The sequence below is a fragment of the Mycobacterium sp. NGS54 genome (assembly GCF_059812465.1).
Map to the genome: position 1 here is coordinate 134,626 of NZ_JCALCS010000006.1, position 22,987 is coordinate 157,612.

Consider the following 22,987-nt stretch of genomic DNA (forward strand, 5'->3'; position numbering starts at 1 on the left):
CAGCTGTCACCCAGAAGCCGGGTGACGCCCGCTCGCCACGACGCCCCGCGCGGTGAGGTGATCGATCAGCGGGACGGCGCCCGCGGCAAGATGTTCCGACATCGCGGCCCGCGCGAGCTCCTGGTCATGCTTTTTCAGCGCGGACAGGATCCGGCGATGATCCTTGATCGACTGCTGCGGCCACCCCTCGATGGCCGGGAACACCGATTCCGGTGCGTAGCGGGTGATCTGCGACATCAGCTGGGCGAGCTTCGGCGAGTCCGCGGCGACGTTGATCGCACGGTGAAATTCGTGGTTCAGTCGCACGGTCCGCTCGGTGTCGTCACCGGCATAGGCCTCTTCGAGCTCGGCCTGGATCTGCTTGAGCTCGCGCAGCTGCTCGTCGGTGATCTTGATCGCGGCCCGCGCGGCCAGCTCCCCCCCGACGTAGCCCTGCACGTTGGCGACGTCGGCGACGTCCCGCCCGGTCACCGGTAGCACCACGAAACCGCGGCGGGGCTGTTGGTCGATCAACCCCTCGGCCCGCAGCGCGAAGAGCGCCTCCCGCACCGGCGTCACGCTGATCCCCAGTTCCGCAGCCAATTGGTCCAGGCGCACATACGACCCGGCCGCGTAGGTGCCGTCGAAGATCCTTCCGCGGACGAAGCGCGCGACATCGTCGGAAAGTTGCGGCCGCGCAGCGAAATCCGGGGTGGTCATCGCGTCAGACCCGATACTCGGCGAGCAGCCGCTTGCTGATGATGGACTTCTGGATTTCGCTGGTGCCCTCGCCGATGAGCAGGAACGGGGCGTCGCGCATCAGCCGCTCGATCTCGTATTCTTTGGAGTAGCCGTAGCCGCCGTGAATCCGGAAGCTCTGCTGGGTCACTTCCGAACAGAACTCGCTGGCAAGGTATTTGGCCATGCCGGCGGCGACGTCGTTGCGCTCACCGGAATCCTTCAACCGCGCCGCGTTGACCATCATCAGGTGCGCCGCTTCGACTTTGGTCGCCATTTCGGCCAGCTGGAACGCGATGGCCTGGTGTTCGGCGATCGGCTTGCCGAAGGTGTGCCGCTGCTGGGCGTAGCGCACCGCGAGTTCGAAGGCCCTGATGCCGACGCCGCACGCGCGCGCCGACACGTTGACCCGGCCGACTTCGATGCCGTCCATCATCTGGAAGAAGCCCTGCCCGGGAGTGCCGCCGAGGATGTCGTCGGCGCTGGCCCGGTAGTTGTCGAAGATCAGTTCGGTGGTGTCGATGCCCTTGTAGCCCAGCTTGTCGATCTTGCCGGGAATCACGAGGCCGGGCACGACCTCGCCAAATCCCGTTGGCTTTTCGACGAGGAACGCCGTGAGGTTGCGGTGCGGCTTGTCCGCGCCTTGGTCGGTGCGAACCAGCACCGCGACCAGGGTCGAACTGCCGCCGTTGGTCAGCCACATCTTCTGGCCGCTGATGGTGTAGCAGCCGTCGGCGTCGCGCTGGGCGCGGGTTCGGATCGCGGCGACGTCCGAGCCAAGCTCCGGCTCCGACATCGAAAACGCGCCGCGCGACTCGCCGATCGCCATGCGCGGCAGGAACCGCTGCTTCTGGGCGTCGGTTCCGTGCTGACGCAGCATGTAGGCCACCATGAAGTGCGTGTTGAGCACCCCGGACACGCTCATCCAGCCACGGGCCAACTCCTCGACGCACAGCGCGTAGGTCAAAAGCGACTCCCCCAGCCCGCCGTATTCCTCGGGAATCATCAGCCCGAACAGGCCCATCTCCCGCATCTGATCGACGATGGCCTGCGGATAAGCGTCGTCGTGCTCGAGTTGCGGTGCGTTGGGAATGACCTCCTTCTCGACGAATTGTCGCACCGTGGCGACGATTTCGGTCTGGAACTCGGTCAGGCCCAGGGTTTGGGCGAGTTTTGTCATGCGCTGTCCGTCCCTATGGTCTTGGCGGTCGTCAGGCGCGCGATGTCCGCGGTCGTCAACCCCAGGCGCTCGGTGAGCACCTCGGCGGTGTCCTGACCCAGCGCGGGGGCCGGCGCGCTCGCGGGATGGGTGCCGTCGAACGCGGCCGGCAGGCCGGGGGCGAGATAGTCGCCAACGCCCGGTTGGTGCAGCCGGGAAAACAGCGGGTTGGCGGTCACCATGGGGTCGGCGGCGGCCTCGGCGAAGGTGCGGTACCGCTCGAACAGCACCGTGGTGGCGGACAGCGCGGCGGTGACCTCGTCGGCCGTGTGATCGTCGAACCAGGTGGCGAACAGCCCGGAAAGGGCGTCGCGGTAGCGATAGCGGTCGCCCTCCGCGCCGAAGTCCACGCCCAGCGCCTCCTCGAGCGCCGACACCGCGGCACCCGTGCCTGTCGCCTCGACGAGGTCGCGAAAGTGCCGGCGCGTCAAGGTGACCACCATGAACCGACCGCCGTCGCGGCTGGTGAAGTCCTGCCCGTACTGGCCGTAGATGGCGTTGCCGAGCCGTTGGCGCTGCGTCCCGTTGACCTGTGGTTCGGTCAGCAACCCTAGGTTGCCGGCCGTCGCCAGCGCGACATCCTCCAGCGCCAGGCTGACGCGCGCGCCCACCCCACTCTGCTCGCGGCGCCGGACGGCCGTGACGACGGCCAGCGCCGCGTACAGGCCGCAGCACACGTCCCAGGCCGGCAGCACGTGGTTGATCGGGCCGGCATGTTCGGCCGGACCGGTGACGAGCGGGTACCCGACACCGGCGTTGACGGTGTAATCGACCGCGGTGGACCCGTCGCCGCGGCCGAGCAGCTGGACGTGGATGACGTCGGAACGCTTGGCGGCCAACACGTCGTGGCCGAGCCAGGACAGCCCGGCGGCGTTGGTGACGACCACGCCGTCGCCCTCGACGATCAGCCGCTGCACCAGCTCCTGGCCCTCGGCCGAGCGCAGATCGATGGTGGCCGAACGCTTTCCCTTGTTCAGGCCGGTCCAGTAGATCGACGTGCCGCCGGCGGCCAGCGGCCAGCGCTGGACGTCGGAGGCGCCGCCGATCGGGTCGACGCGGATCACCTGCGCGCCAAGCTGTCCCAGCGTCATCCCGCACAGCGGCGCGGCGACGAAACTGGACACCTCCACGACGGTGAGACCGCTTAGCGGGGCGCTCACGACGGGGCGACCCGCTCGAAGACCGCCGCCAGGCCCTGGCCGCCGCCGATGCACATGGTCTCCAGCCCGTAGCGCGCCTGGCGGCGGCCCAGTTCGCGCGCCAGGGTCGCCAGCATCCGGCCGCCGGTCGCGCCGACGGGGTGGCCCAGCGAGATTCCCGACCCGTGCACGTTGGTCCGGTCGTGGTCGGCGGCGCCGAAATTCCATTCGCGCATCACCGCGAGCGCCTGCGCGGCAAAGGCTTCGTTGAGCTCGATGACGTCGATGTCGGACAGCCGCAGGCCCGCCTTGGCGAGGGCGACTTCGGTGGCCGGCACCGGGCCGATGCCCATGACGTTGGGCGCGACCCCGGCCGACCCCCACGACACCAGGCGGACCAACGGTGTCAGGCCGCACTCGGCAGCCTTCTCGGGCGTGGTCACCACGCACATCGACGCGGCGTCGTTCTGCCCGCTGGAGTTGCCGGCCGTCACCGTCGCCTCCGGATCCTCGCCCAGCAGAACGGGTTTGAGCTTGCTCAGCGACTCCACCGAGGTGTCGGCGCGCGGATGCTCGTCGGTGTCGATCAATTCCTCGCCGTGCCGCGTGCGGACCGGGACGGGAATGATCTCCTCGGCGAGAATGCCGTCCTTCTGCGCGGCCACCGCGCGCTGGTGCGACCGCACCGCGAGCTCGTCTTGCTCCAGCCGCGGAATGTCGTACTGGCGGCGCAAGTTCTCGGCGGTCTCCAGCATCCCGCCCGGCACCGGGTGGTGCTTACCACCGGCGGTGCTGCGTCCCCGCGCCAGCGCGTCATGCACCCGGATGCCCCCGCGGGCGCCGCCCCAGCGCATGTCGGTCGAGTAGAAGGCGACGTTGCTCATGCTTTCACACCCGCCGGCGATGACGAGATCGTTGTCGCCGTTGCCGACCTGCAGGCACGCCTGGATCACCGCCTGCAGGCCCGAACCGCAGCGCCGGTCGACCTGCATCCCCGGAACCGTCACCGGCAGGCCGGAATCCAGCGCCACCACCCGTCCGATCGCCGGCGCTTCGCTGCTGGGATAGCAGTGCCCCAGGATGACGTCCTGCACCGCCTCGGGCGCGATTCCGGTCCGCTCGAGCAGCCCCTTGAGGGCGGCCACGCCCAGGTCGACGGCGGTCAGCGACTTGAACATTCCGCCGTAGCGGCCGATGGGCGTGCGCACGGGTTCACAAATGACGGTCTGGCGCATATTCGTTGCTCCGCTCAGATGTGCCGGCCGCCCGTGACTTCCATCACGGTGCCGGTCATGTACGAGGACAGATCGGAAGCCAGGAACAGGGCGACGGTCGCGACCTCGCTCGGCTCGCCGGCACGGCCCATCGGGATCTCGGCCACCTTCTCGTCCCAAATGCGTTGCGGCATGGCCTCCGTCATGGCCGAGCGAATCAGGCCGGGAGCGATCGCATTGACCCGCACCCCGAGGTAGGCAAGCTCTTTGGCCGCGGCCTTGGTCATCCCGACAATGCCGGCCTTGGCCGCCGAGTAGTTGGTCTGTCCGACCATGCCGACCTTGCCCGACACCGACGACATGTTCACGATGGCGCCGCGCTTGTTTTCGCGCATGATCGCCGCCGCCAGCCGGATGCCGTTCCACGTTCCCTTCAGGTGCACGTCGATGACCTGATCGAACTGCTCTTCGGTCATCTTGCGCATCGTCGCGTCGCGGGTGATGCCGGCGTTGTTGACCATGACGTCCAGGCCCCCGAAGCGCTCGACGGCGGTCTGAATCAGGGTTTCGACCTCGGCCGCCTGCGTCACGTCGCAGCGGACCGCCAGCGCCACCTCGTCGCCGCCGAGTTTGTCGGCCGCGGCCTGGGTGGCCTCGAGGTTGACGTCCCCGAGCACGACCCGCGCCCCCTCGGCGACGAATCTCTCCGCAATGGCGAAGCCCAGCCCTTGCGCACCACCTGTGACGACTGCAGTCTGACCGTCCAGCAACGACACGTGAATCCCGCCTCCCTCGCTTTGCCCGCCATGGGGTACCCGTCGGTCGAATATCATATTTCATATAGGATCGCGCTCGGCGCCGGGTGCGCCGCGGCCAAGCGACAACTTCCGAAGAGGAGCGCCCGCCTATGACGACTGCCGAAATTCAGGAAGTACCCGACGAGGACTTCCGGGAGATCCTCGCCCAGACCCGGCACTTCGTCCGCAGCGCCGTCGTCCCGCGCGAGCAGGAAATCCTGACCGACGACCGGGTGCCGGACGACCTGCGCGACCACGCCAAGAAGATGGGCCTGTTCGGGTATGCGATCCCCCAGCGGTGGGGCGGCCTGGGCCTGAACCTCGTCCAAGACGTCGAGCTGGCAATGGAATTGGGCTACACCTCGCTCGCGGTGCGCTCGATGTTCGGCACCAACAACGGCATCGCGGGACAGGTGCTCGTCGGCTTCGGCACCGACGAACAGAAGCGCCGCTGGCTGGAGTCGATGGCGTCGGGCGACGTCGTCGCCTCCTTCGCGCTGACCGAGCCCGGCGCCGGCTCGAACCCGGCCGGCCTGCGGACCAAGGCCGTTCGCGACGGTGACGAGTGGGTGATCTCCGGCGACAAGCGCTTCATCACCAACGCGCCCGTCGCCAACCTGTTCGTGGTATTCGCGCGCACCCGACCGGCCGACGACCAGGGCCCCGGGATCGCAGTCTTCCTCGTCCCCGCGGACGCCGCGGGCGTCCAGGTGGGCGCCAAGGACGCGAAGATGGGCCAGGAGGGCGCGTGGACCGCCGACGTGAGCTTCGGCGACGTCCGCGTCGGTGGCGACGCGTTGATCGGGGGCAGCGAGGACATCGGCTACCGGGCCGCGATGACGTCGTTGGCGCGCGGCCGCGTCCACATCGCCGCCCTGGCGGTGGGCGCCGCGCAACGCGCCCTCGACGAATCGGTGGCGTATGCCGCCACTGCGACGCAGGGCGGGGCGCCTATCGGGAGCTTTCAGCTGGTGCAGGCGATGCTCGCCGACCAGCAGACCGGGGTGCTGGCCGGGCGCGCGGTGGTCCGCGAGGCCGCGCGATTGTGGGTCAGCAACGAAGACCGCCGGATCGCGCCGTCGGCGGCCAAGCTGTTCTGCACCGAGATGGCCGGCAAGGTGGCCGATCTCGCGGTGCAGGTGCATGGCGGCAGCGGCTATATGCGCGGCGTTCCCGTGGAGCGCATCTACCGCGACGTGCGCCTGCTGCGGCTCTACGAGGGCACCAGCGAGATCCAGCGCCTGATCATCGGTTCGAACCTCGTCAAGGCGGCGCAGCGATGAGCGGCAGGTTGGCGGGGCGGGTTGCCCTCATCACCGGGGCGGCGCGCGGCCAGGGCCGCGCCCACGCCGTTCGCATGGCCCGGGAGGGTGCCGACATCATCGCCGTCGACATCGCCGGCAAGCTCCCGCCCTGCGTCCCCTACGATCCCGCCACTACCGAGGACCTCGCCGAGACCGTCCGCCTGGTCGAACAGACGGACCGTCGAATCTTGGCCACCGCCACGGATGTTCGCGACTTCGCCGAACTTCGCCGGGTGGTCGAGGACGGTGCCGGCGCCTTCGGGCGCCTCGACATCATCGTCGCCAACGCCGGCATCTCGGCCCCGCAGGCCTGGAACGACATCACGCCCGACTCGTTCCGCGACGTCATGGAGATCAACGTGACCGGCACCTGGAACACCGTGATGGCCGGCGCCGACAAAATCATCGAAGGGGGCCGTGGCGGCTCGATCATCCTGATCAGTTCCGCGGCCGGCATGAAGCTGCAGCCGTTCATGGTGCACTACACCACCAGCAAGCACGCCGTCGCCGGGATGGCGCGCGCGTTCGCCGCCGAGTTGGGCAAGCATTCGATCCGGGTCAACAGCGTGCACCCGGGTCCGGTGAACACCCCGATGGGATCCGGCGACATGATCGCGGCCATGGGCAAGGCAATGGAGACCAACCCGCAGCTGTCCAACATGCTCACCCCGTTCCTGCCGACCTGGGCCGCCGAGCCGGAAGACGTCGCCGACGCCGTGTGCTGGCTGGCCAGCGACGAATCGCGCAACATCACCGCCGCCCAGATCCCGGTGGACCAGGGCTCGACCCAGTACTGAGCGGCCGTCGCGGGGAATAGCCACCACGGATCGGCGTTGCTAGGCGGCATGAAAGCTTTCAGCGAAACCGAACGTCAGGAGTTCCTCGCCGATACGCATGTTGGCGTCCTGTCCGTCGCCGCCGACGGTCGCCCGCCGGCCAGCGTCCCGATCTGGTACGACTACACGCCCGGTGGCGACATTCGGATCATGACGGGCGCGTCGAGCCGCAAGGCGCGGCTCATCGAGCGCGCGGGCGCGGTGACGCTCGTGGTCCAGCGCGAGGAGTTGCCGTACCAGTACGTGGTGGTGGAGGGCACCGTCGTCGACACCACCAAGCCCGCCCCGGCCGACGCGCAGGAAGCCATCGCCATCCGCTACCTCGGCGAGGAGGGCGCGCGCGCGTTCCTCCGCAGCATGGAGGGCGTCGAGGAGGTGCTGTACACCATCCGCCCGGACCGGTGGCTGTCCGCCGACTTCACCGGCGACCTCTAAGCGCGGAAATCTACGCGCATACGCGGATGTTTTGCTGCATGCGATGAGCGCATGCTGGCTAACATGAGCGAAATCGATCCGCTGGTGGATACGCCGCCGCTGGACTGGAGCGACCTGGGCACAAGCGAAGCCATGAACGCGCCTTTGCCGATCGGCACCGTCACTCTGCTCTTGGCTGACGTCCAAGGATCGACCCAGTTGTGGGAGTCCAAGCCCTCGGAAATGACCGCGGCGATCGCCCACCTCGATCGAACGCTGGCCGATGTGGTGGCGGTCCATCGCGGCGTCCGCCCGGTTGAGCAGGGCGAGGGCGACAGCTTCGTCGTCGCTTTCAGCCGAGCGTCCGACGCGGTGAGGTGCGCGCTTGCGTTGCAGCGAGCTCCCCTGGCGCCTTTGCGGCTACGGATCGCCGTGCACACCGGCGAGGTGCAGCTGCGCGACGAGAACAACTATGTGGGGCCGGCCATCAACCGGACCGCGCGGCTCCGCGAACTCGCCCATGGCGGCCAGACGGTGTTGTCAGGCACCACCAGCGACCTGGTTGCCGACACACTCCCTGCCGACGCGTGGTTGGGCGATCTGGGCACCCATGTGCTGCGCGACTTGCCCCGTCCCGAGCGAGTAGTGCAGCTGTGCCATCGCGACCTTTGCAACGAGTTTCCCCCGCTTCGCAAGCGCGAGGTTGCTGTTGCCCAACACTTTCCGGCCCAGCTCACCAGCTTCGTGGGGCGCGATGCGGAAATCGGCGAGGTGCGCGCCATGCTTGTGCGCAACAAGCTGGTGACGTTGACCGGTGCTGGCGGCGTGGGTAAGACGCGGCTGGCGATACATGTGGCGGCCTTGGTCGCGGGCGACTATGCCGACGGACCCTGGTATGTCGACCTCGCCCCGCTCACCGACCCCGACCTGGTACCGGTCACCGCCGCGCGCGCGTTGGGGTTGCCGGATCAGCCGGGGCGTTCTCCGGAGAAAGCCCTGCTGCAGTTCATCGGAGGCCGGGAGATGCTGGTGGTGCTCGACAACTGCGAGCATCTGCTGGACGCCAGCGCGGCGCTGACCGGTGCGTTGTTGGGTGCCTGCCCGCGGTTGACGGTGCTCGCGACGAGTCGCGAGCCGATCGGCATGAGCGGCGAGGTGACATGGCGGGTGCCGTCGTTGCCCTTTGGCGACGATGCGGTCCGGCTCTTCACCGAACGTGCTGGCGATGCGCGTCCCGGCTTCAGCGTCAACGACGACGATGTGGCCGCGGTGAATGAGATCTGCCGTCGCCTCGACGGTATGCCCCTCGCGATCGAGTTGGCGGCGGCGCGGGTACGCGCGCTGTCGCCGGTGGAGATCCTCGCCGGGCTACAAGACCGGTTCCGATTGCTGACCGGCGGTTCGCGAACCGCGGTGCGCCGCCAGCAGACGCTCCGAGCCTCGGTGGACTGGTCGCACACGTTGTTGACCGAGCCCGAGCGAATTTTGTTCCGCCGGCTCGGGGTGTTCATGGGCGGCTTCGATCTCGACGCCTGCCGAGAGGTCGCCTGCGACAACGATCTAGCGCCTCATCAGGTGCTGGATGTGCTGGCCCTGTTAGTCGACAAGTCGCTGGTAATCGCCGAATCAGCCAACGGGACAACGCGATACCGACTGCTCGAAACCATCCGCCAGTACGCGCAGGAGAAACTGGGTGAGTCCGCGGAGGTCGTCGCGGTCCGGGACCGGCATTGCGACTACTACGCGGCGATAGCGGCGGCGCTCGACGCGCCGGTCAACACCAGCCTCAACCTCTTGCTCGACCGGGTCGAGGCCGAGATAGACAACCTCCGAGCCGCCTTCGCATGGAGCCGCGAGATTTTCGACATCGACGGCGCGTTGCTGCTCGCCACGTCGCTGCAACCCCTGTGGCTGACGCGGGGCTGTTTCACGGAAGGGTCGAACTGGCTCGACCTCGGCCTGGCAGACGTCGAAACCTCAGGGGCTGCCGTCACACCGAGGGCGATGGCGCGCGCTCTGGCCGATAAGGCGTACCTGGACAACATGCGGACAGCGGAAAGCTCGGACCGAGCGCAACGCGCACTCGAAATAGCCCGTGAACTAGATGATCCGGCGTTGCTGGCGCGGACTCTCGCGGCCTGCGGCCGCGTCGCCGGCTGGGACTCCGAGACGGCTCAGCCGTACCTCTCGGAGGCGTCCAACCTGGCGCGTGAACTGGGCGACCGATGGCGACTAAGCCAAATCCTTTACTTTCAGGCATTCACGGCGATTTCCGGGGCAGGTGATCTCAGCGCCACGATTGCGGCCGCCACGGAGGGTCGCGACCTCGCCGACGAAATCGGAGACCACGGCTATTCCCGTGGATGCCGTTGGTGTTTGAGCGGAGCGCATTCGGTCCGTGGCGATATCGGCGGAGCCGAGGCGCTACTGCGCGAGCTGATCGCCGAATCAGACGCGGCCCATGCGCTGATATTCCAAGTTTCGGCGCGGTCCGGGCTGTGCCATGTGTTCGCGAGCAGCGGACGCGGCGACGAGGGGCGTGCTGTCGCCCTCGAAGCACTCGACGGCGCCGCCGAGCTCGGAAGGTACATGGAAGGCGTTCTCTATGCAGCGTTAGCCTTCGCGGCGTTGGCCGACGGTGATGTCGAGACGGCAACGGCCGCTTGCGACACCGCTCGCCAGCGGTTGGACGGCTGGGCCTGGCTCGCGAGCACGGTCACCAAGCCCGGGGCCCAGGTCGCGTTGGCGCGTGGCGAGCTGGCCCTGGCGCGTCGCCTCGTGGACGAGGACGTTTCCGCTGCACGCGGATGGTTCGTGGCCCACGCGTTGACCACACGCACGCGCGTTTCGATGGCGGAAGGCGAGCTGGGACAGGCCGAGCGCGACGCCCACGACGCGTTGGCCCGTGCCGCCGACATGCGTGCTCACCTGTTCATTCCTGACCTGCTGGAGCTTCTCGCCATTCTTGCCCATCGCGCGGGAAGCCATTCCGAAGCGGCCAGGCTTTTCGGCGCGGCGCACGCCGTCGGACAGCGCACCGGTATCGTCCGGTTCCGCATCTACGACGCCGAATACGAGGCATCGGTGGATGACACCCGAAAAGCTCTGACGGAAGAGGAGTTTCGTGCCGCCTGGGACGCGGGTGCGGCCCTGTCCACCGACGAGGCGGTCGCGTACGCCCGTCGCGGCCGCGGCGAACGCAAACGGCCGCCCAGCGGTTGGGACTCGTTGACCCCGGCGGAACGCGATGTCGTCCGGCTCGTCAGCGAGGGATTGGGCAACAAGGATATCGGCGACCGGCTGTTCATTTCGGCGCGCACCGTGCAGTCGCATCTGACCCACATTTACGCCAAGCTGGGACTCACGTCGCGGATGCAATTGGCCAAGGAAGTGGCCCACCGATCAGTGCCCGATTAGCTCCAGCGTCCCCAACTCGCGGATCGCCCGGCAGCCGCGGGTAAGCATGGCGAGCACCATGTCGTCGCCGCGCTCGGTTGCCGCGGCGAAGGCGAATCCGAGCGCCGAGATCAGCGGCGCCTGCAGCACGCCGAGCCGGTAATCGCGCCAGCACGTTTCGCGGTCGTATCCGGTGACCCCGCAGCTCGTCAGGGCCCGGTGATAGTCGGCGACGAGGCCTTCCTCGAGGGTGGCGCGCAGTTGCGAATCCAGGCTGGTCGCGGTGAAGTAAGCCAGGTCCCTGGCGGGCAGGCCCACGCCGAGCGTCTGCCAGTCGACCACGCTGACCCGCGTCCGGTCGGGATCGAACAGCATGTTGTCAAGTCGATAGTCCCCATGTAGCAGGGCGAACCGGCCGTACTCGGCCAGCAGCCACGGCGCCACCAAACCCATTGCCGCACTGAAGGTATCCCGATCCTCGGCGCTCATGCGACCGCCGAGCTTCTCAAGGGTGATGTCGGCGCTCATCTTCGCCACCTCGCCCATGCCGTTGGCACCGGCCTCGTCCGGCCGCCCGAACGCGATGCCGTCGAAATCCAGCCAGGCCGGGTCGCACCAGGTGGGCGCGTGCAGGCCGGCCAGGGCGGTAACCGCAAGGCGCGCTTCGGCTTCGCCGCAGCCGGCGAGCTGGTCGCCCTGCACCGCCGGCGCCTGATCGGCGAGCAGCAGGGCGAAATCCATTGCGTCCTCGGATATCTCGCAATAGAAGCACTCCGGAGTCGGCACCTGCACCCGATCGGCCACCGACGAGTAGAACGCGCACTCGCTGCGATATCCGATGACGACGCGGTCGCGCACGGTGTCGTCCTGGGCCGGCAGCTTGATCACGAAGGTCCGCGGCAGGTCACCGGGATCCGTCGCATAGCCGGCCGTCACCCGGTACGTCGCGCCGGTCTGGCCGGTGCCGATGGCGACGACGTCGACACCGGACACCTCCACGGGCGGGCGGCGTTCGCTGAGTGCGGCCGACAACCATTCGGCGGTCACGTCGCCGGGGTACCGCGGAATCGACACCACAGCACTCATGGGCAGCCCTCCAGCGCTCCGACGGTCAATTGACCGATCAACTGTAAGGCATACGGCAAGAGCCGCGGCCTGCCGCCGTGCCCTAATCGGCGGCGATGTGCCATTCCGCGGCCTCGCGCTGCTGCCGCCAGAATTCCTCGAAACGTCCGCCCGCGGACAGCAGTTCGTCGACGGTGCCGTCCTCGATTATTCGGCCGTCGTCCACGAACAGGACGCGATCGGCGTGTCGGATGCTCGCCAGTCGGTGCGCGACGATCACCCGGGTGCGCGCCTGCCGGTCGACGCTGAGCGCGTCCACCACCGCGGCCTCGTTTTCGGTGTCCAGGGCACTGGTCGCCTCGTCCACCAGCAGCAACGGCGCGTCCTTGAGCAGGGCACGGGCGATGCTGACGCGTTGGCGTTCGCCGCCGGAGAGCGCCGACCCCGCCTCCCCGACGACCGTGTCAGCGCCGTCGGGCAGCCGTCCGGTGAGTTCGTCGACGCGCGCGAGCGCGACGGCACGCGCGAACTGCTCGTCGCCGGCGGACGGGTTTCCGGCCAGGACGTTTTCGCGGATCGTGCCGTGGAACAGGTACGGGTGCTGGAACACGACGCTGCTGGCGGCGCGCCGGGCCTCGGCGTCCAGGGTCGCCGCGTCCACGCCGTCGATGAGCACACGGCCCCCCGTCGGCGCGTGCAGGCCGGCGATCAGCGCCAGGATCGTGCTCTTGCCCGAGCCGGACGGGCCGACGATCGCGGTCGTGCTGCCCGGCCGCAACGAAAAGCTCAGGCCGTCGAGCGCCGGCGCGCTCGCCCCGACGTAGCCGAAGGTGACGTCGTCGAATTCGATTCGCGGGGCCGCGGCGTTTCCGGGCAGCGTGGCCGCCCCGGCTTGCATGACGGGCGCGGTGAGCACGGTTCGGATGCGGTCCAGTGTGGCGCGGGTGCTCTCGAGCGCCGGGGCGAGCTCACTGATGGTGGTGAACGGCTCGAGGTAACGCGCGATCACGACGATCAGGGCGATGGCCTCGGGCACCGTGAGGGTCCCGCTCAGTGCCAGCGCCGTCGTCGTGCCCGCCAACAGGATGAGGGCCGCCTGGCTGGCCAGGCTGAACAGCAGCTGGCCCGGGACCTGCATGGCCAGCAGCTGCATCGTCGCCCCGCGTTGTGCGGCCAGCGCGTCACCGACCAGGCTGCGGGCCGGCTCGGCGCGCCGCGCGGCCCGCAATGCCTGCTGGGTTCGGGCGAATTCGATGATCCGTTCGGTGAGCGCGGTGTTGGTCGCGGCGGCCGCGGTGTCGGCGCGACGCGCCAGCCGCGCGGAGCCCCACAGCGCCCCGAGCAGCAACGGCACGCCGCCCAACGCGGCCAGGCCCAGCTGCCAGGAAACCGGCAGCAGCGCCAGCGCGATCGCCGCCGGCAGCAGGATCGCCGTGACGAGCGGCGTCAGCAGGTTGACCACCAGGCCCACGAGTTCTGGTCCCGTCGCCGCGATGGCCTGCCGCGCCGTCGCGGTGTTTTCGGCGGTGAACCACTCCAGCCGGACGTCCGGAAGCCGGTCGGCCAGGTCGTGCCGGCTGTGGTCGAGCACGGCGAAGCCAAGGTCCAGGCCGACGCGCGCGGTCGCGGTGTCGATCACCCAGCCGGTCACGGTCGCCGCGGTCAGCCAGCCCAGCCACACCAGGGCGCGGTGTGGTTCGCCGCCGAACAGCGCACCCACCAGTGGGACCAGCAACACCGTGGCCGCCGCCCGCACCACCACGGAGGTCAGGGCGAGCGCGGCGTACGAAAACACCTTGGCGCGGCGCTCTTTGGGAACCAGGCCGATCCACGTGCGGATCATCGCGCCGCCTCTCCGGCCGCGGCCGCCGGCACCGCTTGCCCGTGGCCCGTGTCCCAGAGGCGGCAGTAGCGTCCGTCCGCCGCGAGCAACTCGTCGTGCGTGCCGCGTTCGGCGATCCGGCCGTCGTCGAGCACGACGATCTGGTCGGCGCGGGTGACGGTGTGCAGTCGATGGGCGATCACCAGCACCGTCCGCTCCCGGGTGAGCCGGTTGAGCGCTTGCTGCACCAGGTATTCCGATTCCGGGTCCGCGAACGCCGTGGCTTCGTCGAGGATCAGCACCGGGGTGTCGGCGAGGATGGCGCGGGCGATGGTGAGCCGTTGGCGTTCCCCGCCCGACAGCCCGCTGCCCGCGCCCAGCACGGTGTCGTAGCCCTGCGGCAGTCGCATGATGCGGTCGTGGATTTGGGCCGCGCGTGCCGCGGCCTCGATCTGCGCGGCGGTGGCATCGGGGACGGCCAGCGCGATGTTCTGCGCAACGGTGCCGTGCACGAGCTGGGTCTCCTGCAGCACGAAACCGATGCGCGTGTAGAGTTCGTCGGCGCTCAGCGACCGAATGTCCTGTCCCCCAACGCGTATCGCGCCCTGCTGGACATCGTGGAATCGGGCCAGCAGCGCGGCCAGCGTCGACTTCCCCGAACCCGAAGGGCCGACCAGCGCGGTGACGGTGCCGGGCCGTAGCGTGAGCGACACGTCCCGGATCACCGGTACGCCGGGCCGATATCCGAAGCCGACGCGATCGAACACCACGGTCGCCGGCACGTCGCCGGGGGTCGCTTCCAGCGGTCGCACGTCGAGTTCGGGTTCGTCGAGCGTGTTCTGCAGCCGCCGAGCGGCCAGCATCCCGGCGCGGATGCCACCGAGGCCGTAGGCGATGCCGAGCAGGCGGGCGCCGAAGGTGGTGCCCAGCAACAAGAACGGCAGCAGGTCGACCGGATCCATCCGGCCGCCCGCGATGAGCAGGGTGCCGGTCGCCGCGACGAGCCACAGGAACGTCGAGGGACGGGTGGCCAGATCCATCAGCGCCTTCTTGCCGGCGAGGGGACGCTGCCAGGCCACCAGGAACCCGACGTACTCGTCGAGGCGGCGCCGGAAGCTGGAGGCCGCGGCGCCGCCGAAGACGCGAATGACCGGCTGCCCTTCGAGATACGCGCCGGCCTCCCCGCTCATGCGCTCCGCCCAGCGCTGCGACTGGGGGATGCGGGGGCCGGACTGGATCGTGATCGAGGACGTCAGCACCAGGTAGACCAGGACGGGCACGAACAGGACCAGCGCCACGCGCCAGTCGACGGCGAAAAGATAGACCAGCACCGCCACCGGCGCGACGACGGCGGCGACCGCGTCCGGGATGGCGTGGGTGACCAGATAGTGCAGCGCCAGCGTGTCGTCCTGCACCAGCTGCTTGATGGACCCCGATCCGCGGGCCGTGAACCAGCCGAGCGGCAGCCGGGACAACTTGGTCAGCAGCCGTGAGCGCAGGTCACTGGCGAAACGGGCGTCGAGGACGTGCAGCCACAGCGTGAGTGCGGCGCCGAGCACGGTGCCCAGCCCCAGCAGCGAAACGGCCGCGACGCCCAGCGTCCACAGCCGCTGCTCCCCGGCGCCGGATACCAGCAGCCGCGCCAACTCGACCAGGAGCACGAACGGCGCCAGCTGCACCAGCGTGATTACCGTCTGTAGCACGCCGGAGACGATCAGCGCGGAGCGCAGCGGCGCGAGCAACCGGCCCGCGCCCTGGGCGCGCCAGCTTCCGCGGGGCGCAGGCTTGGGCGCTGGTATCGACGGTTCGGGTTCTGGCGCAACGGTTTCCGGTTCGTCGCCGCGGCTGGTGCCCATCGCGCGCCCGGCGCTCCAGTAGGCCTGGGCGTGAATCTCGGACTTGGGAAAGCCGAACTCGTCGCGCAGGCGCGTTCGGACGTGCTTGAGCGTCGTCGCCTCGGGCGTGGCCCACGCGTACCAGTTGGACCAGTCCCGGGCCTCGATCGCGGCGGCGAGCGACTTCTCGTCGCGGCGCGGCACCCAATGCACCCGCAGCCGGGGGTGTTTCGCGAGCGGGATCAGGGTGTCGTTGTCGTCGTGCTGCTCGAGGTACGCCTCGATTGGTACGTCGGCGGGGACGGTCCCCACGATGCCGTTGATCCCGGGGATCGATGCCGAGTCCCCGATCAGCAGGTAGCCGGCCGGCTGCTCGGGGGGCGCGTCGAAGCGCGACGAGCCCATCAGCGACATGACGGCGATCGTCGCGCCGGGTTGCACGGTTCGCGCCCACAACGACGCCGGCCCCGCGGGCTCGTGCAGGACCACGTCGACGGCGAAGCGGCCGGCGGCGACGTCCGCCTCCGAGATCGTGTATGCGCGCTGGAACTCGGTGCTCGATCCGTCGGGGTCGGGGAACCAGAACCGCAGCCACGCCGCGGGTTCGGCCTCCACGTCGTCGAACAGCGTCGGCGACTGCATCCGGACCCGCACGAAATGCGGTGCGATGCGGACGGTTTCGACGACCGTCGCGGTGTGGTCGCGGGCGCCGAAGCTGCGCAGCATCACCCCCTGGAATCCGCGGGCCATCAGCGGTCCGCCCTGACGACCTCTGTCTCGGCGCTCAGCGGCGGCCGCCCGCCCCGACGTGACGCAACAGACAGCATTCAGCGACCCTCCGAGTAGGTAAGTTACCCACAAACTAAGGGTTGCCTTACCAAAGGTCAACCCGGGTCGCCTCGGCTAGGCCGCCCGCTCGGCCCCCCGCAACTCACGCAGGGCGGTGCGTAGGCCGCGCCGTTTGCCCGTCTGGGGATCGACGAAGCTTTCCCGCAGCCCCTCGCGGACGCGGAATTTCAGTTCCGAACGCGTCTCGCGGGCATCGTCAGGCGTCGCCTGGAGGAGTTTGTCTGGAAGCGCGAGTTTGAGGATCGTCCAGAACGTCTGCAGGTATTGGCGGCCAAGGGATCCCGTGGTGTACGGCAGGTCGTACTTGTCACACAGCTCGCGCACCCGCACGGCGATCTCCGCGTAGCGGTTGCTGGGCAGGTCCGGGAAAAGATGGTGCTCGATCTGGTAGCACAGGTTGCCACTGACGAAGGCCATCAGCGGCCCGGCGTTGAAGTTCGCCGATCCGAGCATCTGGCGCAGGTACCACTCCCCCTGGGTCTCGTTCTCGAACTCCTCGACGGTGAATTTCTCAGCGCCGTCGGGGAAGTGGCCGCAGAAGATAACCATGTACGCCCAGATGTTGCGGATCAGGTTGGCGGTCATGTTGGCCTTGATGGTGCGCTTCCAGTTTCGCCCGGTCAGCGCGGGGAAGATCAGGTAGTCCTTGCCTTCCTGTCTGACGAGCTTCTTCATGATCACCCGCAGATCCTTGGCCGCCTCGGCCCAGCTCTTTTCCTTGTTGCGCAGCTTCGCGGTCTCGATGTGGTGCAACGCGACGCCGTACTGGAAGAACGTGCCCAGCAGCATGTTGTAGATCGGGTTGCCGAGCATCCAGGGTTCCCACGGCTCGTCGCGGGTGACACGCATGATGCCGTAGCCCACGTCGGCGTCGAGGCCGACGACGTTCGTGTACTTGTGGTGGACGAAGTTGTGGGAGCGCTTCCACTGCACGCTCGGGCACGTGGTGTCCCACTCCCATTCCGTCGAGTGGATCTCCGGATCATTCATCCAGTCCCACTGCCCGTGAATGATGTTGTGGCCCAGTTCCATGTTCTCGATGATTTTCGCCATGGCGAGCATGGCGGTGCCGGAGACCCACGCCAGCTTGTTGTGGCTGGCGAACAACGCGATTCGCCCGCCGGCGGCCAACCCGCGCTGCAGCTGAATGGAGCAGCGAATGTAGCGGGCGTCGCGCTCACCGCGGGATTCCTCGATGTCGGCGCGGATGGCGTCCAGTTCGCGCGCGAGCTGGTCGACGTCCTCGGTGGTCAGGTGCGCGTATTCCTTGATGTCGGTGATTGCCATCGGTCCCCCTAGATCTTGATCGTGCAGTCTCCGGATGCCGTGGAGATGCAGGTTTGGATGCGGTCGCCCGCGCTGTGTTCGGTCCCCGACCGGAAGTCGCGCACGTGCCCGGCCTCGAGCGGCAGCACGCACGTCTGGCAGATGCCCATCCGGCACCCGAACGGCATCTGGATGCCCACCTGTTCGCCGGCCTCCATAATCGATGTGGCACCGTCGATTTCGACCGTCTTGTCGGAGATGGCGAAGGTGACCGTTCCGCCTTCGCCGCCTTTGTCCGTGGCGGCGATAGTGAAGCGCTCCATGTGCAGCTGATCGCTGCAGTCAGCGCCTTTCCAGGTCTCTTCGGCGGCGTCCAACAAGGAGTTCGGGCCGCACACCCAGGCCGGGCGGCCCTGCCAGTCGGGCACGATTCCGGCGAGGTCGTCGAATTCGAAGTGACCCTGAGTTTTGGTGAGCTGCAGGTGAAGTCGATATCCCGGCTGTGCCTTTTCCAGCTCGCGCAGCTCGTCGTGAAAGATCACGTCGTCGGCGCTCGGCGCCGAGTGGATGTGCACGATGTCCGCCTGCTGTCCGCGCGACCTGAGCGTGCGCAGCATGGCCATCACCGGGGTGATGCCACTGCCGGCGGTGATGAACAGGATCTTGGGCGGCGCCGGGTCCGGCAGCGCGAAGTCTCCCTTGGGTGAGGCCAGGCGCACGATGGTGCCCGGCTTGACGCCATTGACCAGGTGGGTCGACAGAAAGCCCTCGGGGGTGGCCTTGACGGTAATGGTGATGTTCTTGTTGTCGCGGCGCGGGATCGACGTCAACGAATAGGAGCGCCAGTGCCACCGGCCGTCGATCCGCAGGCCGATGCCGACATACTGGCCCGGCTTGTATCGCCCCGAAAATCCCCAGCCGGGCTTGATCGTCACGGTCGCCGAGTCGGCGGTTTCGGGTCGAACGTCAACGATGAGGCCGCGCAACTCGCGCGCCGACCACAGTGGATTGAGCAGCTTGAGGTAATCGTCGGGCAACAACGGGGTGGTCGCGCGGGCGGCCAGCCCACGCGGCACATTGACCCAGGATCGGGCGGTCTGTACGCGTTTGGCGGGTGCGGTGCTCCAACGAGTGAGGCTACGAAACGGAGAAGCCATGAGTCATTCCAGCGGTCTGATCGAGGTTTCACGTGGGCCGGTCGGCTCACGCTTCCCCATCGGCTTCCCACCCGCCGAGTTCGATAAACACGCGTTCGCTGACTTGATTCTCCGTGACCTCTCGACGCTTAGCGAAAATGCCGTTCTAGCTGCGCATTCAAGCTACCGCGTGCGTATCTGAGCGCCATTGAGCACGGGGCCAATTTGTGAACACGCGTAAGCCCTCCCGCGGAGTTACGATCAGCTCCAAATCCGTTGAAACAAAGGTGTTTTCATGGCAGAGCCACCCAGCTACCTCATCACGGGCGCCGGCGGCGGGGTCGCCGGCATCAGCCCACAAGTGGTGACCAGACTGCTCAGCCGGGGCGCTGCCGTCCGCGCGATGGTGCACCGCGACGACGCTCGCGCCGACGCGCTGCGCGCCCAGGGCGCCGAGGTGATCGCCGGGGACCTGACGAACCCCGTCGACGTCTTCGCGGCGATGTCGGGCATCACCCGGATGTTCTTCAACATGAGCGTCTCGCCGGATTACCTGCAGGCCACCGCGGTGGTGTGCGCGGCGGCGGAGGAGCTCGGCGGCCTGGAAGTGTTGGTCAACATGTCGCAAATGACGGTCTCGCAAATGACCGCCACGAGCACGGCGGAATCCAAGCACCAACGCCTGCATTGGCTCGCCGAGCGGGTCATCAATTGGTCGGGCGTCCCGGCGGTGCACGTCCGGCCGACCGTGCTGCTGGAGAACCCTCTCTTCGGGATGTTGACGGCCCGCTCGATCCGCGAAACCGGCCAACTCTCGCTGCCGTTCGGAAGCGGGCGCACCTCACCCGTGGCCTCCGCCGACGTCGCCGACGTCATTACCGCGGTGCTGGTCGCACCAGACGAGCATCTCGGTGCGATCTACGAATTGACCGGCCCTGCAATGCTTTCCGTCGATGAACTCGCCGAGCAGTACTCGCAAGCGCTGGGCCGACCCGTGACCGCCGTTCGGCCGACCGACGACGAGTGGCAGCGCGAGCTTGGTGGGCTGGGACTGCCGCCGCACGTGGAGCAACACATCGCCACCATGGCGCGGCTGCACCGCGAGGACCGCTACAACCGGTCCACCGACGATGTCGAACGCATCACCGGCCGTCCCGCGGAGACGGTGCGGCACTACGTCGAACGGCACCGCGAACTTTTCGGCTGATCACAATCCGTCGGCATGCAGCGAGAGGCTGTCTTCGGAATCCCTTCGCTTCTGCTCGGCGTGCTTGCGGTCGTCGGCGGCCGCCTGGCGATGGCGCATCTCAGACCTCCGGTGCACTTCTACGTGAGACACCCCGTTTTCGACGTTCTTGTCTTGCACCTGCGCAATGTGTTCGTGGTGGCGCGCGGACTCCTCGAAGCTGCGCGCCGCCGGGAGGCCTGCGAGCGCGGCCCGTTCGCGAGCCTCGGCCGCCCTGCTTTCCGCGCGGTCCACATCTTCGGCCGTGATGGCTTGCTCGAGCGGCTCCTGGGCCATGGCGCCTTCCTTATTGCGGTTCATCGCGGTTACCCGCGGAACGCGCAACAAAACACGTGCGGGCGGAGGGACTCGAACCCTCATGCTCTTTCGAGCACCGGCACCTAAAGCCGGCGCGTAAGCCAATTTCGCCACGCCCGCGGACCTAGCGATCTTATCGCCCGCTTGTCGGTGGCGCGGCCTAGCCTGGCGCCCAACCGACGAAAGGCTCTCGATGCGGCCTGCCGAGCAGTTCGAGGCGGCGAGGCGCCTCATTGCTGCTGGCCTAAACGACTGCGCGATCGCGCGTCAGCTGGGTGTGCCGAGGCCGACGGTGCGGGACTGGCGATGCCGACCTCAGATTCGCTCGCGGCTACCGTTTGGATCGAATTGCGGCGTCCTTCACGACTTTTCTGCAATCCCAGCGGCACCGTACTGTTATGTTCTCGGTCTCTACCTCGGCGATGGCTGTGTCTCACCCAACCGGCGGGTTTGGCGTTTGCGCATCACGTTGGACAAAAAGTACCCAGAAATCATCGAGCGCTGTCGGGTGGCGGTCGACTCACTGATGCCTGGCCAGCGCGCATCTATCGAGCCGCAACCGAAAGGATGCGTCATCGTCTCGCTCTACTCCAAGCATTGGCCGTGCCTCTTGCCACAGCACGGCCCAGGCAAGAAACATCTGAGGCCGATTCGGCTGGATCGGTGGCAGGAGCTGCTAGTCGAACAAGCCACCGAGGAATTCATTCGAGGCCTGATCGACAGCGACGGATGCCGTGTAGTGGCAAATGACCGCGGCGTCCGTAGTGTCCGCTACCACTTCTCGAACCGATCGGAGGACATCCTCGGGTTGTTCACCGGAGCGCTCGACGACCTTGGGATCCCATGGACTCGGTCAAGCCGCTACGTCATCGCCGTCTACCGCAAGGCTGCGGTAGCGCGCCTTGACGAATTCGTCGGGCCCAAATCGTGAGCGGTACGGTCAAGTGGTGTCCACTACCCGCCGTCGCAGGCCCGCGCTGATCGCGTTGGTGATCGTCGCGGCGTGCGGCTGCCTGGCGCTGGGCTGGTGGCAGTGGACCAGGTTCCAGTCCGTCTCGGGCACGTTCCAGAACCTGGGCTACGCGCTGCAGTGGCCGCTGTTCGCCTGGTTCTGCGTCTACGCCTACCGCAAATTCGTGCGCTACGAGGAACAGCCACCCGAACCGCGGAACAGCGGCGAGATGACCGAGATCCCCGCCGGGCTGCTGCCCGAGCGGCCCCAGCCGGCGCAGCCGCCGACCGACGATCCCGCGCTGCGGGAGTACAACGCCTACCTGGCCGAGCTCGCCCGGAAAGACGCCGAGAAGGAGAACAGGACCACCACATGAGCACCCCCGAGACGCCCGCGCCCGCTTTCCCGATCGAGAAGATTCGCACGGCATTGCTCGCCTACCGGGTGATGGCATGGACGACGGGTCTCTGGCTGATCGCGCTGTGCTACGAGATCGTCTCGCACCTGGCGTTCCACCACGAGATCCGCTGGATCGAGGTCGTGCACGGCTGGGTGTATTTCGCCTACGTGCTGGCGGCGTTCAACCTCGCGATCAAGGTGCGCTGGCCGATCGGCAAGACCATCGGCGTGCTGCTCTCCGGCACCATCCCCCTGCTCGGCATCATCGTCGAGCACTTCCAGACCAAGGCCGTCAAGGCGCGCTTCGGGCTTTAGTCGATCGAGCGTGCGGCTGTCCGCACAGTCGGGGCCGAACGTCCGGCCAGCCTCACGTTCGTGGTGCGGCCAACTCGCGCAGCGCCGGCACCAGCAGCGCCAGCGCGCGACCGCGATGCGACACCGCGTCCTTCTCCGCCGGGCCCAATTGCGCCGCGGTGCGGTCGCTGCCATCGGGAAGGAACACCGGGTCGTAGCCGAACCCGCCGTCACCGCGCGGCTCCCGCGCGATGGAGCCGGGCCACTCGCCGCGAACGACGACCTCCCCCGACGCCGAAACCAGCGCGCAGGCGGACACGAAGGCCGCGCCGCGCCGTTCATCGGGCACGTCATGCAGCTGCGCCAACAGCAGCGCGGTGTTGCCCGAGTCGTCCCCGTGGTTGCCCGACCAGCGCGCCGAGAGCACACCGGGCATCCCGTTCAGGGCGGCCACCTCCAGGCCCGAGTCGTCGGCCACGCACGCCAGGCCCGTCGCGGCGAACCCGTCCCGCGCCTTGGCCAGCGCGTTGTCCTCGAACGTCGCGCCGGTTTCGGGGGCGTCGTCGAACGGCGCCACGTCGTCGAGCGAAACCAACGTCAGCCGCGACAGACCGGCGCCGTCGAGCACGCGGCGCAGTTCCGTCAGCTTCTTGGGATTGCGGCTGGCGACCAGCAGCTTGGTCACCAATTAATCCGAAACACGGTCATCACCTCTGCTGGAACCATCTCGGCTTGCAACACGGGCAGTAGTCGAATCCTCAGCATCGTCGTCACTGCCCGGGCCGATTGA

Annotated in this window: 20 protein-coding genes, 1 tRNA gene and 1 pseudogene; 9 read left to right on the top strand and 13 right to left on the bottom strand. The window is 68.0% G+C overall.

Annotated elements, in window-relative coordinates:
* Positions 1-6: 6 nt before the first annotated feature.
* The 5 genes from AC5Y5E_RS19825 to fabG all read right to left on the bottom strand — a co-directional run bounded on the left by AC5Y5E_RS19825 (position 7) and on the right by fabG (position 5,122).
* Entirely contained in the window at positions 7-699 is a 693-nt protein-coding gene (locus AC5Y5E_RS19825; protein ID WP_499904394.1) for a GntR family transcriptional regulator, read from the bottom strand.
* A gap of 4 nt (positions 700-703) precedes the next feature.
* Complete coding sequence (locus tag AC5Y5E_RS19830; protein WP_499904395.1) at positions 704-1,897, bottom strand: acyl-CoA dehydrogenase family protein; 1,194 nt, start codon at positions 1,895-1,897, stop codon at positions 704-706.
* A complete protein-coding gene (locus AC5Y5E_RS19835) occupies positions 1,894-3,027 on the bottom strand; it encodes a CoA transferase (RefSeq protein WP_499905009.1) in 1,134 nt (377 codons plus the stop codon). Before AC5Y5E_RS19835 ends, AC5Y5E_RS19830 begins: the two co-directional genes overlap by 4 nt.
* Positions 3,028-3,092: 65 nt before the next feature.
* Positions 3,093-4,310 carry an acetyl-CoA C-acetyltransferase gene (locus AC5Y5E_RS19840; RefSeq protein WP_499904396.1) on the bottom strand — a complete coding sequence of 406 codons (1,218 nt, stop codon included), beginning with the start codon at positions 4,308-4,310 and terminating at the stop codon, positions 3,093-3,095.
* Positions 4,311-4,324: 14 nt separating this feature from the next.
* Positions 4,325-5,122, bottom strand: coding sequence for a 3-oxoacyl-ACP reductase FabG (fabG, locus tag AC5Y5E_RS19845; RefSeq protein WP_499904397.1), 798 nt, complete (start codon positions 5,120-5,122; stop codon positions 4,325-4,327).
* Positions 5,123-5,196: 74 nt separating this feature from the next.
* Here fabG and AC5Y5E_RS19850 point away from each other — a divergent pair, with 74 nt between their 5' ends.
* Genes AC5Y5E_RS19850 through AC5Y5E_RS19865 form a run of 4 tightly spaced genes read left to right on the top strand, consistent with a single transcriptional unit; the run spans position 5,197 to position 11,057 of the window.
* Complete coding sequence (locus AC5Y5E_RS19850) at positions 5,197-6,369, top strand: acyl-CoA dehydrogenase family protein (RefSeq protein WP_499904398.1); 1,173 nt, start codon at positions 5,197-5,199, stop codon at positions 6,367-6,369.
* On the top strand, positions 6,366-7,187 hold the full coding sequence (locus AC5Y5E_RS19855; protein WP_499904399.1) for a mycofactocin-coupled SDR family oxidoreductase: 822 nt from the start codon (positions 6,366-6,368) through the stop codon (positions 7,185-7,187). Before AC5Y5E_RS19850 ends, AC5Y5E_RS19855 begins: the two co-directional genes overlap by 4 nt.
* A gap of 48 nt (positions 7,188-7,235) precedes the next feature.
* The gene (locus tag AC5Y5E_RS19860; RefSeq protein WP_499904400.1) at positions 7,236-7,661 is read left to right on the top strand and encodes a pyridoxamine 5'-phosphate oxidase family protein; all 426 of its coding nucleotides are present in this window, start codon (positions 7,236-7,238) and stop codon (positions 7,659-7,661) included.
* A gap of 51 nt (positions 7,662-7,712) precedes the next feature.
* Positions 7,713-11,057, top strand: coding sequence for a helix-turn-helix transcriptional regulator (locus tag AC5Y5E_RS19865; protein WP_499904401.1), 3,345 nt, complete (start codon positions 7,713-7,715; stop codon positions 11,055-11,057).
* Here the strand turns inward: AC5Y5E_RS19865 and AC5Y5E_RS19870 are convergent.
* The 5 genes from AC5Y5E_RS19870 to AC5Y5E_RS19890 all read right to left on the bottom strand — a co-directional run bounded on the left by AC5Y5E_RS19870 (position 11,043) and on the right by AC5Y5E_RS19890 (position 19,030).
* Positions 11,043-12,122 carry a phosphotransferase family protein gene (locus AC5Y5E_RS19870; protein ID WP_499904402.1) on the bottom strand — a complete coding sequence of 360 codons (1,080 nt, stop codon included), beginning with the start codon at positions 12,120-12,122 and terminating at the stop codon, positions 11,043-11,045. The two genes, AC5Y5E_RS19865 and AC5Y5E_RS19870, sit on opposite strands and share 15 nt — an antisense overlap.
* 82 nt (positions 12,123-12,204) lie before the next feature.
* Positions 12,205-13,944, bottom strand: a complete 1,740-nt coding sequence (locus tag AC5Y5E_RS19875; protein ID WP_499904403.1) for an ABC transporter ATP-binding protein — start codon at positions 13,942-13,944, stop codon at positions 12,205-12,207.
* A complete protein-coding gene (locus AC5Y5E_RS19880; RefSeq protein ID WP_499904404.1) occupies positions 13,941-16,508 on the bottom strand; it encodes an ABC transporter ATP-binding protein/permease in 2,568 nt (855 codons plus the stop codon). Before AC5Y5E_RS19880 ends, AC5Y5E_RS19875 begins: the two co-directional genes overlap by 4 nt.
* 153 nt (positions 16,509-16,661) lie before the next feature.
* Positions 16,662-17,894, bottom strand: a complete 1,233-nt coding sequence (locus tag AC5Y5E_RS19885; protein WP_499904405.1) for a fatty acid desaturase family protein — start codon at positions 17,892-17,894, stop codon at positions 16,662-16,664.
* Positions 17,895-17,902: 8 nt separating this feature from the next.
* A complete protein-coding gene (locus tag AC5Y5E_RS19890; protein ID WP_499904406.1) occupies positions 17,903-19,030 on the bottom strand; it encodes a ferredoxin reductase in 1,128 nt (375 codons plus the stop codon).
* Between the two features lie 274 nt (positions 19,031-19,304).
* On the opposite strand from AC5Y5E_RS19890, the gene AC5Y5E_RS19895 reads away from it, so the two are divergent.
* Positions 19,305-20,216 carry an NAD(P)H-binding protein gene (locus tag AC5Y5E_RS19895; protein ID WP_499904407.1) on the top strand — a complete coding sequence of 304 codons (912 nt, stop codon included), beginning with the start codon at positions 19,305-19,307 and terminating at the stop codon, positions 20,214-20,216.
* Here the strand turns inward: AC5Y5E_RS19895 and AC5Y5E_RS19900 are convergent, their stop codons facing one another.
* A complete protein-coding gene (locus AC5Y5E_RS19900) occupies positions 20,217-20,531 on the bottom strand; it encodes a hypothetical protein (RefSeq protein ID WP_499904408.1) in 315 nt (104 codons plus the stop codon).
* 57 nt (positions 20,532-20,588) lie between these two features.
* A tRNA-Leu gene (locus tag AC5Y5E_RS19905) sits at positions 20,589-20,672 on the bottom strand.
* A 73-nt stretch (positions 20,673-20,745) separates the two neighbouring features.
* Between AC5Y5E_RS19905 and AC5Y5E_RS19910 the strand changes: the two are divergent.
* From AC5Y5E_RS19910 to AC5Y5E_RS19925, 4 genes and pseudogenes are all read left to right on the top strand, one after another.
* Positions 20,746-20,853 (top strand): annotated as a pseudogene (locus tag AC5Y5E_RS19910) (hypothetical protein); the annotation flags it as partial.
* 156 nt (positions 20,854-21,009) lie between these two features.
* Positions 21,010-21,483: an LAGLIDADG family homing endonuclease gene (locus AC5Y5E_RS19915; RefSeq protein ID WP_499905010.1), complete on the top strand. Its 474-nt coding sequence runs from the start codon at positions 21,010-21,012 to the stop codon at positions 21,481-21,483.
* A gap of 16 nt (positions 21,484-21,499) precedes the next feature.
* Positions 21,500-21,880, top strand: a complete 381-nt coding sequence (locus tag AC5Y5E_RS19920; protein ID WP_499904409.1) for a hypothetical protein — start codon at positions 21,500-21,502, stop codon at positions 21,878-21,880.
* Positions 21,877-22,218 carry a DUF3817 domain-containing protein gene (locus tag AC5Y5E_RS19925; RefSeq protein ID WP_499904410.1) on the top strand — a complete coding sequence of 114 codons (342 nt, stop codon included), beginning with the start codon at positions 21,877-21,879 and terminating at the stop codon, positions 22,216-22,218. Before AC5Y5E_RS19920 ends, AC5Y5E_RS19925 begins: the two co-directional genes overlap by 4 nt.
* Positions 22,219-22,270: 52 nt before the next feature.
* Here AC5Y5E_RS19925 and rdgB read toward each other — a convergent pair whose 3' ends face one another.
* Positions 22,271-22,885, bottom strand: a complete 615-nt coding sequence (rdgB, locus tag AC5Y5E_RS19930; RefSeq protein WP_499904411.1) for an RdgB/HAM1 family non-canonical purine NTP pyrophosphatase — start codon at positions 22,883-22,885, stop codon at positions 22,271-22,273.
* Positions 22,886-22,987: the final 102 nt, after the last annotated feature.